Below are 13,915 nucleotides of genomic sequence, written 5' to 3'. Positions count from 1 at the left end.
GTGAAGTGTCGGTCAGCGCGAAACGTCGCCGCAAGCCGCCGCCGCCAGCGCCCCGCACACGACGAAGGCCGCCGCCCCGAGGGGCAGCGGCCTTCGTGACCGGAACGGTCGAGACTACGCGAGCTCGATCGTGGCGCCAGCGGCCTCGAGGGTCGCCTTCGCCTTGTCGGCGGTCTCCTTGTTCGCACCCTCGAGGATCTTGGCGTCGGCGGTCTCGACGAGCGCCTTGGCCTCACCGAGGCCGAGCGACGTCAGGCCACGGACCTCCTTGATGACCTGGATCTTCTTGTCACCAGCGGACTTGAGGATGACGTCGAACTCGGTCTTCTCCTCAGCGGCCTCGGCCGGAGCAGCTGCGCCGGCGGGGGCGGCAGCGGCGACCGGGGCGGCCGCGGTGACCTCGAAGACCTCTTCGAACTTCTTCACGAAGTCCGAGAGCTCGATGAGCGTGAGCTCCTTGAAGGCCTCGATGAGCTCGTCCTGCGAAAGCTTCGCCATGATTTTCTCCTACTACTAGCTAGTACGTGTGGTTGATGAACGCGAGCCTGATCAGGCCGCGGACTCCTGCTTCTCGCGAAGGGCGTCCACGGTGCGGACGGCCTGCGAGAGGGGTGCCTGGAACAGGTACGCAGCACCGAACAGCGAGGCCTTGAGTGCGCCGGCGAGCTTGCCGAGCAGCACTTCACGGGACTCGAGGTCGGCGAGCTTGTCCACCTCGGTCGCGGTGAGCGGGTTACCGTCGAAGTAACCGCCCTTCACCACGAGCTCGGGGTTCGCCTTGGCGAATGCACGCAGCGACTTCGCGACGGCGACGGTGTCACCGTGGACGAAGGCGAGAGCGGACGGACCGGCGAGCTCGTCGTCGAACGACGAGATGCCGGCGTTGTTCGCCGCGATCTTGGTCAGCGTGTTCTTCACCACGGCGTACGTGGCGTGCTCACGGATCGAGTTGCGGAGCTCCTTGAGCTGCGCGACCGTGAGACCGCGGTACTCGGTGAGCAGAACGGCGTTTGAGCTACGGAAGGACTCCGTGAGCTCGGCGACCGCAGCTTCCTTGTTCGCCATGGTTCTCCTTGGGGGTCTTGCCGGCAGCCCCAGGTCCACGAACGAAAAAAGCTCCGGCGCAGAGGCTCGGAGCTGCTCTCACCAGATGGTGGGAGTGGTTCGGAACACCTGCGCGGGATGCCTCACGAGTGAGGACCTTCGGTCACGATGTTCACAAACACGTTGCGAGCAGCACGACATCCGGCGGTCTTTGGCTTCGAGAACTGTACCAGACGCCGTGGGCGTCACCAAACAGCGGCCGGGAGGCGCGGGGCGGGCCCGCACCGCGCCTCCCGACCGTCAGTGGGTCCGGTCCACCGCAGCGGGTGTCGCCGACCAGTCCGCGGACCCGGCAGGGTCAGCCGACGACGACGCGACAGCCACGGCCCCGGCCCCGGCCCCGGCCCCGGCGGCAGCCGCAGCCGGGTCGCGGGGCAGGTGCACCGTGAACACGGTGTCCCCCGGTTCGCTCGTGACCTCGACCCGGCCGCCGTGCGCCTGCACGACCGCGTCCACGATGGCGAGCCCCAGCCCGGTCGACCCGACCGTGCGGGACCGCGAACTGTCCGCCCGGGCGAAGCGCTCGAACAGCTTCGGCAGGAACTCCGGGTCGATGCCCTGGCCGGTGTCGCGCACGGTCAGGTCCACGCCGCCGTCGACCGGGGCGAGGCCCACCGTGATGCGGGTGCCCTCGGGCGTGTGGGTCCGGGCGTTCGTGACGAGGTTGACGATGACCTGGTGCAGGCGTGCGGCGTCCCCCGTGATGGTGACCGGCTCCGGCGGGACGTCGACCTCGATGGGGTGTTCGGGCGAGGCGGCGTGTGCGTCGTTCACGGCGTCGAGCACCAGGCCGGTCAGGTCGACCTCGGCGAACTGGATCTCGCGGCCTTCGTCGAGCCGGGCGAGGAGCAGCAGGTCCTCCACCATCGAGGTCATCCGGATGGACTCGGACTCGATGCGGCTCATCGCGTAGACGACGTCCTTCGGCAGGTCGCCGCCCATGCGCCGGGTGAGCTCGGCGTACCCGCGCACCGAGGCGAGCGGGGTCCGGAGCTCGTGCGAGGCGTCGGCGACGAACTGCCGCACCTTCTGTTCCGAGCGTTCCCGGGCCTGCATCGCACTGCCGATGTGCCCGAGCATGCGGTTGAACGCGCTGCCGACCCGGCCGACCTCGGTGCGGGGGTCGGTGTCGGGCACACGGACGCCGTCGAGGGCGTCACTGCGGTCGAGGGGCATGCGCGCGACGGTGGACGCGGTCTCGGCGACGCGCTCGAGCGGCCGGAGCGACTGCCGGACCACGAACGCCGCGACGACCGAACCGGCGACCAGTGCGGTCGCCACGACGGAGAGGACGACCCCGAAGAGCTTCCAGACGCTGTCGTAGACGGGGGCCATCGGGAGCCCCACGACCAGGACGGCCGGGCCGACGTTGACGGCGGCGAGGCGGTACCGCCCGACGTCCGAGCCGAGGTCGATCGTCTCCGGGTCGGCGTCCACACGGACGGACCCCAGTGCCTCGGCGCTCGTCTGCGGGATCCCGCTCGGGCGGCCGTAGTCGTCGAGCACGTTCGCGATGACGACCTGCCCGTCGACGAAGTACGCCGTCAGCGTGCCGGCGGCCTGCCCGGACGGCCGGGACAGGTCGATGCTCGGCTGCCCCGACTGGTTCTGCTGCAGGTACCGCTGCGCCCGGTGGGTGGCGCTCGTGATCTGCTTGTCGATCGCGCTGGTCTGGATCGAGAAGAGCGCGATGATGCTGGCCGCCCCGATCACCGCGCTGACGGCGACGACGAGGGCGACGATGCTCAGGACGAGCCGGCGCCGCAGGGTCACGAGGTCGGCTTGATGACGTACCCGACGCCGCGCACCGTGTGGATCATCGGGGTCTCACCGGCGTCGATCTTCTTGCGCAGGTAGGAGATGTAGATCTCGACGACCGACGACTTGCCGCCGAAGTCGTACGACCACACCCGGTCCAGGATCTGCGCCTTCGAGAGCACGCGACGGGGGTTCCGCATCAGGAAGCGGAGCAGCTCGAACTCGGTGGCGGTCAGTTCGATCGGGCGGCCGGCGCGGTGCACCTCGTACGACTCCTCGTCGAGCACCAGGTCGCCGACGACGATGCGGGAGTCCCCGGCCTCGGAGATCGAGATCTGCGAGCGGCGGATGAGCCCACGCAGCCGCGCCACGACCTCCTCGAGGGAGAACGGCTTGGTGACGTAGTCGTCGCCGCCCGCGGTGAGCCCGGTCACGCGGTCCTCGACGGAGTCCTTCGCGGTGAGGAACAGCACCGGGGTGTCGTCGTTGTTCTGCCGCAGCCGGCTCAGCACCTGCAGTCCGTCGAGGTCCGGCATCATCACGTCGAGCACCATCGCGTCGGGCTTGAACTCCCGCGCGGTCGTCAGGGCGTCCTGCCCGCCGTTCGCGCTCTTGACGTCCCAGCCCTCGTAGCGGAGTGCCATGGACAACAGGTCGGTGAGGCTGGCTTCGTCGTCGACGACCAGGATGCGCAACGGGGTTCCGTCGGCACGGGTGAGGCGCGGGGCTGCTGCGGGCTGGGAGATGGTCACGTCTTCGAGTATCGAGAAGTTCCTATGAGTCGTCTGTGGCACGGCCCAGTGCGTTCTGTGGATCGAGGACACGTCCACGTCTGCCGCTCCGTACGTTGGGAGCATGTTGCGATCTGCAGCCTGGCCCCCGTCGGCCCGGCACCTGGACACCGCGCGGATCGAACGGACGACCGGGAGGCCCGGCTCGCCACCGACGGACCGCCTCGCGGTCGCGCGGGCGGTCGCCGCCACCACCCCACCCCTGTCCGCCGGCACGGCCGGCGGCTTCTTCGGCACGCTCGCCGCGGTCGCCGCGGCGGACGTCGCCACCGCCCGCACCGTCGAACCGCACCTGGACGCGCTCGGGATCCTGGCGCAGGCCGGGGTCGACGCCCCGGACGGCTCGACCTGGGGCGTCTTCGCGGCCGAGGGGCCGGGCCTCCGGCTCGACGCCGCACCACAGCAGGACGGCACGGTCCTGCTGCACGGCACGAAGCCGTGGTGCTCGCTCGCCTCGACGGTCTCGCACGCCCTGGTCACCGCGCACCTGGGTGACGAGCGGGTCCTCGTCGCCGTGGACCTGCGACAGCCCGGCGTCACCGTGCACGACGAGACCTGGGTCGCACGCGGGATGCCGGACGTGCCGAGCGGACCGGTCGACTTCGACGGCGTCCAGGCACGACCCGTCGGCGCGCCCGGCTGGTACCTGCGACGTCCGGGCTTCGCCTGGGGCGGCATCGGCGTCGCGGCCTGCTGGTGGGGCGGTGCGGTCGGGCTCGCCCGGGTGCTCCGTGACACCGCGGCCGCACACCCGGCGTCCGAGCTGCTGCAGGCCGCCCTCGGCGCCACCGTGGCCGACCTCGCCGACGCCGAGGACGCCCTCGCCGACGCCGCCGCCCGGATCGACGACTCCGACCCGGCCTCCGACGACACCGACTGGCGGCTGCTCGCCCAGACCGTCCGGTCGCGGGTACGCCGTTCGGTCGACGCCGTGCGCGAGCGGGTGGTCTCGACGATCGGCCCGGCACCGCTGACCGCCGACCCCGTCGTCGCCGCGCGGGTCGCCGACCTCGAGCTCTACGTCCTGCAGGACCACGGCGCGCGGGACCTCGCCCGCATCGGCCGGATGGTGCTCGAGCGGGGCGGCGTCGCGTGGTGAGCTTCGACCACCGCGAGCCGGGCACCGACCCGGCGGCGTGGACGGGGTTCTTCGACGGCCTCGACGCACCGGCGATCGAACTGTCCGGCACCGGGTCGGTGGTGGTCGTCGCGCCCCACCCCGACGACGAGACCCTCGGCGCCGGTGGGCTGATCGCGGCCGCTGCAGCGGTCGGCGTCCCCGTGCACGTGCTGCTCCTCACCCGCGGCGAGCGCTCCCACCCGGACTCCCCCACGACGACCCCGGAGGCACTCGCCGCCGCCCGGGACGACGAGTTCGTGGTGGCCCTGCGCACCCTGCACCCCGACGTGACGTCGACCTCGGTGGGGATCCCGGACGGCGCGACCCGTGAACACCGAGACCGTGTCGTCGAGAGCCTCGACACCGTGCTCGCCGGCGCCGCCCGCCCCGTGCTGCTCGTCGCGCCGTGGCGTGGGGACGGGCACCGCGACCACCGCATCGCCGGCGAGGTCGCCCAGGTCACTGCGGCGAGCTCCCCCGACGTCGACCTGCTCGCGTACCCGATCTGGGCCTGGCACTGGGACGACCCGGACCACTCCCTCGCCCCGTGGGACGACGTCCGAGCCCTCGCGCTGCCCGACGACCTCGTCGCCCGGAAGCGTGCCGCCCTCGATGCCTACCCGTCGCAGACGCGGCCCCTGTCGCCTGCACCGGGAGACGAGGCGATCGTCGACGACCGGCACGCCGCCCACCATCTGCGGACGACGGAGTGGTTCTTCGCGCCGGGGTCCGCCGCGTCGCGGTCGCGCGAGTCGTTCGACGCCCACTACGACCGGAAGCCCGAGGGGTGGGACTTCGACGGGTCCTGGTACGAGCAGCGCAAGCGTGCCGTGACGCTGGCGGCGCTCCCCCGCCCGCGCTACCGGTCGGCGCTCGAGCTCGGCTGCGCGACAGGGGTCCTGACCGCTGCCCTCGCCGACCGCGCGGACGACGTCCTCGGCACCGACATCTCGGCGGCGCCGCTGGAGCGCGCTGCCCGCCGCGCCCCGACGGCGCGGTTCGTGCAGGCTGCCTTGCCGGCGGAGTGGCCGGACGGGCGCTGGGACCTGGTGGTGATGTCCGAGGTCGGGTACTACCTGTCACCAGCCGACCTCGACGCGACGATCGACCGTGTGCTCGGGTCACTCGACGACGACGGCGTGCTCGTTGCCTGCCACTGGCTGCACCCCGACGACGAGGCCGTGTCGAGCGGCGACGCGGTGGACGCACGGCTGACCGAACGGTGGCCGCGTCCCGCCCTGCTCCGGCACGTGGAGGAGGACTTCGTCCTGAGCGTCCTGCCCGGCCCGGCGGTCACCTCGGTGGCCCGGGCCGAGGGGATCATCCGGTGACCCGACCGGAACCGCGTGCACGCATCGACGTCGTCGTCCCCGCGCACGACGAGGCGGACCGGATCGCCGCGTGCCTCGACGCGCTCCTGGTGGCCGTCGACCGGCTCGGAACGGAGCGACCCGGATTCGACGCCGCCGTCACGGTGGTGCTCGACGGCTGCACGGACGGCACCGCTTCGGTGGTCGATCGGTACCCGATCGACGTCCTGACCACGGACCGTGTCGGGGTCGGTCGGGCACGGACCATCGGGGCGACGCACGCGCTCCGTGTGCACGACGGCGATCCGGCGACCCGGTGGCTCGCCCACACCGACGCCGATTCGCGCGTGCACGAGCGGTGGCTCGTCCAGCAGTCCGACGCCCTCACCGCTGGTGCGCACGTACTCGTCGGCGCCGTCGTCCCCGACCCGGACGACCTTGCGCCCGCGGTGCTCGACCGCTGGACGCTGGCGCACCCGCCCGGTGCTGCCCTCGGCCACGTGCACGGCGCGAACCTCGGCGTGCTCGCCGCGGCGTACGTCAGCCTCGGCGGGTTCGACCCCGTGCCGGAGCACGAGGACGCGCGGCTGGTGGCCCGGGCGCGGGCGCTCGGCTTCCGGGTGGACGCCACCGTCGACCTGCCGGTGGTGACGAGCGGGCGCTTCGCCGGCCGGACCCCCGGCGGCTACGCGGAGCACCTGCGCCAGCGGTACGGCGACGTGGGCTGACCGCCCTAGGTGGAGGTCGGTCGCCGACCGGTCCAACGCTCCGCCCAGCCGGCGACCGTCCCGAGGCGGATCGCCGCAGCACGTCGTCGCCGCCGGCCGAACGGAGCCCGGACGAGCGCCCACCCGGTGGCGACGAGGTGACGGAGCACCTCGCGCGGGCGCCAGGCGGCACCGTGCGCTCGGTGCTTGTCGACGAGGACGCGGTCCCAGCGCGCGTAGTGCCGGTTGTTCCGGAACAGCTCCCGGGTGCCTCGGCGGAGCCGGTACTGCACCGACGCGGACGGCTCGAAGTGCGTCGGGAACCCGAGGTACGTCGCACGCCATGCCAGGTCGATGTCCTCGGCTGCACCGAGCGACGTGTCGAACCCACCGGTGGCCTCGAGGACGGTGCGCCGCATGCCGAGGTTGGCCGCGGACGTGTGCGGGAGGTGTCCGAACCGCACGATCGGCCACGCCTGCTCGGGCGCTTCCCACATCCACGGCTCGTTCAGTGCATCGTGCAGCAGCGGCCCCGTGCAGACACCGGCGTCAGCCAACCCCCGGACCATTCCCTCGACCCAGGAGTCAGCGACGACGTCGTCAGCGTCGCAGAACAGCACGAGGTCGGCACGGAGCGCCCGCCAGCCGGCGTTCCGTGCCGGGGCAGCGCCTCGGATCGCGGACGAGTCGATGGAACGGACCGTCCAGCCGCTCGGCCACGTCACGGCCGCGATGCGCGCGTCGACCAGGTGGCGGGGTTCACCGTTGCAGCTGACCACGATCTCGACGGGTCCGGTCCACGTCTGCCGGGCGAGTGCCGCGAACTGCGGGCCGAGCTCGATGGTGGTGCGCTGCCCGACCGGGATGACGACGCCGACCGTGGGCTGCGGTGCGACGCCGCTCATCGTGCGGGGTCCCGTTGACCGGCCGTCGCGCCGATCATCGTGGCCGCCGTGGTGATCCCGGCGGCGGGGGTCACGCCCGTGGCGTGGAGGTCACCGACGAGGACACCGCCGGCGAGCCCGGCGGTCCGACCACAGACGAGGTCGGACGGCCGGTCGCCGACGATCCACGACCCGGCGAGCCGGATGCCGAACGCTGCTGCCGCCGCCAGGACCATCCCGGGTCCGGGCTTCCGCCAGGGGTCCGGGTCGCCGGGCAGTCGAGCACTCCCGACGATCACGTCGACGTCCGCGCCGTGGGACTGCATGGCTCGGCGGATGTGCGCGTTCACGGTGTCGAAACCGGACCAGTCGTACCAGCCTCGGGCGATGCCGCTCTGGTTCGTCACGACGACCACCGGGACACCGTCGCGCCAGGCCGTCGCGGCCGCTTCGATCGCGTCGGGGACGAGCTCGGTGCGATCGAGCGACCCGACGTGCCCGTGGTCGACGACGAGCACGCCGTCCCGGTCGAGGAAGAGTGCGCCGACGCCGTCGAGCGGCCGTTCGGAGTGCCGTTCCAGCGACCGGTGGCGGTCACGCGAGACGGACACGGGTCCCGGTCTCCGAGAAGGCGAAGGGGACGACCCGTTCGGGACCGAGGGCACGGACGAACGCAGCATGCTCGGACGGGGGCACGACGAACAGCATGTGTCCGCCACCGCCGGCACCGAGCAGCTTCCCGCCGGTGGCCCCGAGCGTGCGACCGTGCTCGTACAGGTCGATGACGGGGCTCGCTGTCGTTCCGAGCACCTCGGCCTTGAGCATCCATGCCTCGTGCAGTGCGGGGCCGAAGGAGTCCGTGCGGCCGGTGGCGAGCTCGTCGCCCATCACCCGGGCGAGCTCCACCATCCGCGTCACGCGGTCCCGCGTTCCGCCCGGCTGCGACATCGTGCGGGACTGGCGGCCGAGTTGCTTCCCGGCATCCCGCCCGATGAGGGTGTCGACCAGCACGAGCGATGACTCGAGTTCGTGTCGGGCGCTGGCCGGCATGTCGATCGACGTCGCGATCGTCGAACCGTCGGTGCCGAAGTCGTACCGGCGGAGTCCCCCGTGGGCGGACGCGGTCTGGTCCTGCAGCCCCACCGGACGCGCGCAGCGGATCATCTCGATCTCACTGGCCGTGGCGGCGAGCGCGCTCGGCTCGAGGTCGACACCGCGGAGTGCCGCCAACCCCGCGACCAGGCTGGTGACGACCGCGCCCGATGTCCCGAGGCCGGTACCGGAGCTCCGGACGTCGGAGTGGATCGAGACGTCGACCGGGACCGCCGGGGTGTCGTGCAGCAGGGCTTCGCGCACGAAGTCGTGCTCGATGGCTGCCGGGGTGTCCACCGTCTGCACACCGTCGGTCGCGACGCGGATCCCGCCACGTGCACGGGGCCGGATGACGGTCTCGACGGCGAGGTCGATCGTGGTGCTGACCACACACCCGGGCTGCTCGGAGAAGTACGCGGGGAGGTCGCTGCCCCCACCGAAGAAGGAGACGCGGAGCGGTGAACAGGCGATGATCACGAGCGGGCGACCTGGACGCCGGCGACGAAGGCCCGGGTGAGGGCGTGGTGGTACGCGACGTGGAAGTCCTCGATGACGTCGATGTCGCAGGACGGCACCACGGCGGCGACGTCGACGACGTCGAGGATCGGTGGGAGTGCCTGCATCGCCCCGGTGAAGGCGAGCGTGACGGCGCCGCGGTCGCGAGCGAAGTCGAGCGCGCGCAGCACGTTGGCGGACCCCCCGGAGGCGCTGAGGCCGAACACGACATCCCCGGTGCGCATGAGGACCCGCAGCTGCTCGAGGAAGACGTCGTCGTAGTCGAAGTCGTTGCCGACGGCGGTCATCATGGCTGCGTTGTCGGTCAGTGCGAGGATCCGGAGCCGCTCGGCGACCGGAGCGAGCGGGTCGGCCTGCCGGGTCGGAGCCAGACTCTTCGCGAGGTCGGCCGCCATGTGGCTCGCCAACGCCGCGCAGGCCCCGTTGCCGAAGACGTAGACCGAGCGTCCGTCGCGGTGCGCGTCGACGAGCACGGCCGCGATGCGCGCGATCTCGTCGACGGGGAACCGACGGGCGAACCGGTCGACCTGGACGGAGTACGCCTCGACGATCTGCGCGGCGGCCCGCAGGTCAGGGGCTGTGGTGGTGAGCATGGCTGTCCTTCGTTCGATGACCACGACCAGCATACCTATTGCACATGCAAAATATCAACGCTTGACGGCAACCGCGGCGGTGAACGCGGCCGTGTAGCCGTCGATCGACCCGGTCTCGTGCCAGTCGCCGTGGATCTCCGCGGCTTGCACGCCCCCGTCCAGTGCGAGCGCGCCGAGCGCAGCACTGAGGTAGAGCTCCCCGTCGACCGCGGGGGCGACGTCGCGGAGCGCACCGAGCACCGCCGGGGTGACCACGTACCCGCCGACCGAAGCGAGCCCGTCGACGGGTGGGTCGACCGGCTTCTCGACGAGTTCCACGACCCTCCCGCCGGGGTCCACGCGAGCGACACCGCAGCGCCGGAGTGCCGCACGAGGCGCCCGCACGACTGCGATGACGGGGAGTCCGGTGCCGCGGTGACGGTCGAGGACGACGGCGCTGCGGTTCTCGCCGAAGACGACCTCGTCACCCCAGAGCACGAGGAAGGACTCGTCGTGCACCCGAGTCGCAGCTGACAGGATCGCTCCCCCGTTGCCCGGCCCGGCGGTCTGGAGACAGGTCTCCAGCTCGATGCCGCGAGCTCGGGCTTCCGGCCGGAGGACGTCCGTGACGTAGTCGTTCAGCCCCGTCTTGTCCGGCCGTGTGACGAGGACGATGCGGTCGATCCCGGCGCCGATCAGTTCGTCGACCACGATGTCCAGCGTCGGCCGGTCGCCGAGTGGCAGCAGCTCCTTCGGGATCGCACGCGTCAGGCGACCGAGTCGCGTGCCCCGCCCGGCAGCGGGGATGACGGCCGTCCGTACGGGTGGGACCGGGGTGACGGGATCAGGGAACTGGGCCACGAGCGAGCGCCTTCCTGGGACGGGAACGGGGAGGTCGACGGCGCCGACGGGGCAGGGCCGACCGGACGTCGGGGAACACGAGGGCGACGAACAGCGCTGCGAGCGCCCCGAGGAGGCCCGGCAGGAGCACGGAGCCGATGGGATCAGCACCGACGCTGCCCCGGACCGCGACCGACACGAGGACCGCGGCGCTCGTGGCCGCAGCCGCGGGGAGGACGGGGAGGCCGAGGTCGCGCACCCGCAGTCCGGAGCCCCGCGTCGCCACCAGGAAGGCGGGCACCACGAGACAGCTACAGGCGATCGCGTACCCCGCGGCCATGCCCGTCGGCCCCCAGACGGTGCCGAGCACGAGGGCGCCGACGACGGCCGGCTGGGTGACCAGTGCCCAGCGGACCTGTCGCCCTGAACGGCCGCTGGCGATGAAGTACCAGACGGCACCGAACCCGAGCGCCTGTGCTCCGCCCGCGACGACGAGGAACGGCAAGAGCGCGGCTGAGCCGAGCCACTCGACCCCGAACAGCAGGCGGACGATCGGGTCGGCGAGCACTCCGAGTACGGCGAGGACCGGCCAGGCCAGGAGCGTCACCGTGCCGACGAGTCGTCGGAACCGGTTGCGGAGCACGACGGCGTCGATGCCGACCATCGCCGGGATCGCGATGCGCTGGACCGCCGCCCCGATCTGGTCCAGCGGCAAGGTCATCAGCTGCATGGCCTGGACGTACAGGCCGGATGCCGCCGGACCGAAGAGCACGGCCACCAGCACGCGGTCACCCGCCCGCGCGACGACCGAGACCACCTGGACCAACGACACGTCCCGCGCGAGCGCGGCCATGGTCCGGATCGATCGCCACGATGCCGCAACGCCGCGGGGAACCCGACGCAGGACGACGACGCCGACGGTGATGACGACCCAGACGGCCACCACCTGCGACACCATCGCGACGGGCCCGGCGCCGGCGAGTGCGAGTGCGATCGACACGACGGAACCGAGCACGACGGCGATCGACTCGACGAGTGCGACCCGCCCCATCTCGTGGTCGCGCACCATCGCGGCGATCGGGACGGCGACGAAGCCGGCGAGCGGGAAGGCCACCGCGATCGCGAGGAGCAGCCCACCGGAGGGCGAGGACGGCAGCGCCTCGCGGACCAGGAGTCCAGCGACGGCGACGAGACCCCCCAGCACGAGCCCCGTCGCGGCACTGGCGCGGTGGAGCGCGACGTGGACGTCCGCCGGATGGACGCCGGAGCGGAGGACGACCGCGGCGAAGCCACTGTTCCGTACCAGCTCGAGGACGACACCCAGCGCGAGGACGGCTGCGGCGAGACCGTAGGCATCCGGCCCCAACACGCGGGCCACGACCACGTTCGAGACGATCTGCACGGAAGCCCGGAACGTGGTTCCGGCGATGCTGAACACCCCACTCCGAACGATCGCCACATATGCAGAATATCACGTGTCGGCAATCGACATGGATTCGCTTACTCGGTTCATCGGAAGCAGCAGTGCTCGCCACAACAACCCTGCCTAGCTTCTCCTCCGTCGGCCCCGCCGCGTGCTCTGCGCGGCCGGTGACCCCAGCCGGCCACCACCGAGGAGAACCATGTTCCTGACCTACCTCAGGCGCGAACTCACGAACCGCAAGAAGCAGACGGTCATCATCGCGATCGGGATGGCCCTGGCCATCGCCCTCGTGGTGATCGTGTCGTCGATCTCGGGTGGCGTGCAGGCAGCGCAGTCGAGCGTCCTGCAGTCCGTCTACGGCGTCGGCACCGACATCACCGTCACCAAGACCGCGACGGCGTCGACGAACGGCGGGCGTCCGAGCTTCGACTTCGGCAGCCAGGGCGACAGCGACGACGACAGCGGTTCGACCGACCTGTCGCAGTCGCGGCTCGCCGTCGCGCGCGGCACGAGCACCCTGAACGCCGCGAACCTGTCCACGATCACGAGCACCGACGGCGTCAAGGCCGCGACCGGTGTGCTGACCCTCGAGAACAGCACGTTCTCCGGCCAGGTCCAGCAGCAGTCGACCGACGACAGCAGCACGGACAGCAGCAGCGACTCCAGCAGCGACAGCACCACCCAGCAGGGCCCGCCGAGCGGGGACACCGGCGGTGGCGGCGGGTTCGGCGGTGGGTCGTTCAGCGTCGACTCGTTCACGGTGACCGGCATCCCGGTGTCCGGCGCGACGGTCGGTCCGCTCACGAGCACCGAGCTCACGAAGGGGCGCACCTTCGCCGCGAAGGACGCGGGCAAGGACGTCGTCGTGCTCGATGCGTCGTACGCGAAGAGCGAGTCGAAGGCGGTCGGTGACACCGTCGACATCGGCGGCACCGACTTCACCGTCATCGGCATCGTCAGCTCCACCGGCTCGGCCTCGACCACGGGCTCGAACACCTACATCCCGCTCGACACCGCGCAGGCGCTGGCCGACCTCGACGGCAAGGTCACCTCGATCTACGTCTCCGCCGAGTCCTCGTCCGACGTCAGCACCATCAAGTCCGCACTGCAGGCGAAGCTGACGAGTGCCACCGTCTCCACCGAGGCCGACCTGGCCTCGAGCGTGTCCGGGTCGCTCAGCACCGCGTCGAGCCTGGTCTCGAACCTCGGCAAGTGGCTGTCGATCGTGGTGCTCGCCGCGGCGTTCCTCATCGCGATCCTCTTCACGATCTCCGGCGTGACCCGCCGCACCCGCGAGTTCGGGACCCTCAAGGCGATCGGCTGGTCGAACGGCCGCATCACCCGACAGGTGGCCGGTGAGTCCCTGGTACAGGGCCTGATCGGCGGCGTGCTCGGCGCCGCGGCCGGCCTGATCGGCATCCTCGTCGTGAACGTCATCAGCCCGACGATCTCGGCGAGCGCCTCGAGCACGACCGGCGGGGGTGCCGGTGGCGGTGGTGGCATGCCCGGCGGCGCAGCGACCGCGGCCGCGGGCAGCGGCACGACGGGCGGTGCACCGGCAGGAGGCTTCGGCGGCGGCGCGAGCACCGCGTCGACGACCGACGTGGTCCTGCACGCCCCGGTGACCGTCGAGATCATCCTGCTGGCGATCGGCCTCGCGATCCTCGGCGGCCTCATCGCCGGCGCGCTCGGCGGCTGGCGTGCGAGCCGGCTCCGTCCGGCCGAGGCGCTCCGGAGCGTGGCCTGATGCCCGGCCGCACCGACACGACCGAACCGACGACAGGAGCAACCGTGACCA

General features: G+C 71.8%; 14 protein-coding genes. 4 read left to right on the top strand and 10 right to left on the bottom strand.

Going from position 1 to position 13,915, the window contains the following annotated elements; genetic code table 11:
- Positions 1–114: 114 nt before the first annotated feature.
- The 4 genes from rplL to BIU91_RS16590 all read right to left on the bottom strand — a co-directional run bounded on the left by rplL (position 115) and on the right by BIU91_RS16590 (position 3,608).
- The gene (rplL, locus tag BIU91_RS16605) at positions 115–498 is read right to left on the bottom strand and encodes a 50S ribosomal protein L7/L12 (RefSeq protein ID WP_027466380.1); all 384 of its coding nucleotides are present in this window, start codon (positions 496–498) and stop codon (positions 115–117) included.
- Positions 499–549: 51 nt separating this feature from the next.
- Positions 550–1,065 carry a 50S ribosomal protein L10 gene (gene rplJ, locus BIU91_RS16600; protein ID WP_017888663.1) on the bottom strand — a complete coding sequence of 172 codons (516 nt, stop codon included), beginning with the start codon at positions 1,063–1,065 and terminating at the stop codon, positions 550–552.
- Between the two features lie 279 nt (positions 1,066–1,344).
- A complete protein-coding gene (locus BIU91_RS16595) occupies positions 1,345–2,877 on the bottom strand; it encodes a cell wall metabolism sensor histidine kinase WalK (RefSeq protein ID WP_084741394.1) in 1,533 nt (510 codons plus the stop codon).
- The gene (locus BIU91_RS16590; protein WP_197068690.1) at positions 2,874–3,608 is read right to left on the bottom strand and encodes a response regulator transcription factor; all 735 of its coding nucleotides are present in this window, start codon (positions 3,606–3,608) and stop codon (positions 2,874–2,876) included. The genes BIU91_RS16595 and BIU91_RS16590 overlap by 4 nt, the downstream gene beginning before the upstream one ends.
- 109 nt (positions 3,609–3,717) lie before the next feature.
- Here BIU91_RS16590 and BIU91_RS18640 point away from each other — a divergent pair, with 109 nt between their 5' ends.
- Genes BIU91_RS18640 through BIU91_RS16575 form a run of 3 tightly spaced genes read left to right on the top strand, consistent with a single transcriptional unit; the run spans position 3,718 to position 6,811 of the window.
- Positions 3,718–4,752, top strand: coding sequence for an acyl-CoA dehydrogenase family protein (locus BIU91_RS18640; RefSeq protein ID WP_071406335.1), 1,035 nt, complete (start codon positions 3,718–3,720; stop codon positions 4,750–4,752).
- Complete coding sequence (locus BIU91_RS16580; RefSeq protein WP_253183789.1) at positions 4,749–6,104, top strand: bifunctional PIG-L family deacetylase/class I SAM-dependent methyltransferase; 1,356 nt, start codon at positions 4,749–4,751, stop codon at positions 6,102–6,104. The genes BIU91_RS18640 and BIU91_RS16580 overlap by 4 nt, the downstream gene beginning before the upstream one ends.
- Complete coding sequence (locus BIU91_RS16575) at positions 6,101–6,811, top strand: glycosyltransferase (RefSeq protein WP_171907865.1); 711 nt, start codon at positions 6,101–6,103, stop codon at positions 6,809–6,811. The genes BIU91_RS16580 and BIU91_RS16575 overlap by 4 nt, the downstream gene beginning before the upstream one ends.
- Positions 6,812–6,816: 5 nt before the next feature.
- On the opposite strand, the gene BIU91_RS16570 is transcribed toward BIU91_RS16575, so the two are convergent.
- The 6 genes from BIU91_RS16570 to BIU91_RS16545 are packed head-to-tail and all read right to left on the bottom strand — an operon-like array spanning position 6,817 to position 12,153.
- Positions 6,817–7,695, bottom strand: coding sequence for a glycosyltransferase (locus BIU91_RS16570; protein ID WP_071406333.1), 879 nt, complete (start codon positions 7,693–7,695; stop codon positions 6,817–6,819).
- Positions 7,692–8,285 carry an HAD-IIIA family hydrolase gene (locus BIU91_RS16565; RefSeq protein ID WP_071406332.1) on the bottom strand — a complete coding sequence of 198 codons (594 nt, stop codon included), beginning with the start codon at positions 8,283–8,285 and terminating at the stop codon, positions 7,692–7,694. The genes BIU91_RS16570 and BIU91_RS16565 overlap by 4 nt, the downstream gene beginning before the upstream one ends.
- The gene (locus tag BIU91_RS16560; RefSeq protein ID WP_071406331.1) at positions 8,269–9,243 is read right to left on the bottom strand and encodes a hypothetical protein; all 975 of its coding nucleotides are present in this window, start codon (positions 9,241–9,243) and stop codon (positions 8,269–8,271) included. The genes BIU91_RS16565 and BIU91_RS16560 overlap by 17 nt, the downstream gene beginning before the upstream one ends.
- Complete coding sequence (locus BIU91_RS16555) at positions 9,240–9,875, bottom strand: SIS domain-containing protein (RefSeq protein WP_071406330.1); 636 nt, start codon at positions 9,873–9,875, stop codon at positions 9,240–9,242. The genes BIU91_RS16560 and BIU91_RS16555 overlap by 4 nt, the downstream gene beginning before the upstream one ends.
- Before the next feature lie 54 nt (positions 9,876–9,929).
- Complete coding sequence (locus tag BIU91_RS19050; protein ID WP_071406329.1) at positions 9,930–10,715, bottom strand: sugar phosphate nucleotidyltransferase; 786 nt, start codon at positions 10,713–10,715, stop codon at positions 9,930–9,932.
- Positions 10,699–12,153, bottom strand: a complete 1,455-nt coding sequence (locus tag BIU91_RS16545; protein ID WP_084741384.1) for an oligosaccharide flippase family protein — start codon at positions 12,151–12,153, stop codon at positions 10,699–10,701. The genes BIU91_RS19050 and BIU91_RS16545 overlap by 17 nt, the downstream gene beginning before the upstream one ends.
- Before the next feature lie 163 nt (positions 12,154–12,316).
- Here BIU91_RS16545 and BIU91_RS16540 point away from each other — a divergent pair, with 163 nt between their 5' ends.
- Positions 12,317–13,864 (top strand): ABC transporter permease, encoded by a 1,548-nt coding sequence (locus BIU91_RS16540; RefSeq protein ID WP_071406327.1) that lies wholly within the window; start codon positions 12,317–12,319, stop codon positions 13,862–13,864.
- The last annotated feature ends 51 nt before the right edge of the window (positions 13,865–13,915 follow it).

The sequence above is a fragment of the Curtobacterium sp. MMLR14_002 genome (genome assembly GCF_001864975.1).
Lineage (GTDB): Bacteria > Actinomycetota > Actinomycetes > Actinomycetales > Microbacteriaceae > Curtobacterium > Curtobacterium flaccumfaciens.
The sequence above is the reverse complement of the archived record's forward strand: the minus strand, read 5'-3'. Positions and strand labels throughout refer to the sequence as shown.

Coding starts and splice junctions, on each gene's coding strand:
- BIU91_RS16540 (WP_071406327.1), top strand. CDS start 12,317: ATGTTCCTGACCTACCTCAGGCGCGAACTCACGAACCGCAAGAAGCAG.
- rplL (WP_027466380.1), bottom strand. CDS start 498: ATGGCGAAGCTTTCGCAGGACGAGCTCATCGAGGCCTTCAAGGAGCTC.
- BIU91_RS18640 (WP_071406335.1), top strand. CDS start 3,718: ATGTTGCGATCTGCAGCCTGGCCCCCGTCGGCCCGGCACCTGGACACC.
- BIU91_RS16570 (WP_071406333.1), bottom strand. CDS start 7,695: ATGAGCGGCGTCGCACCGCAGCCCACGGTCGGCGTCGTCATCCCGGTC.
- BIU91_RS16555 (WP_071406330.1), bottom strand. CDS start 9,875: ATGCTCACCACCACAGCCCCTGACCTGCGGGCCGCCGCGCAGATCGTC.
- rplJ (WP_017888663.1), bottom strand. CDS start 1,065: ATGGCGAACAAGGAAGCTGCGGTCGCCGAGCTCACGGAGTCCTTCCGT.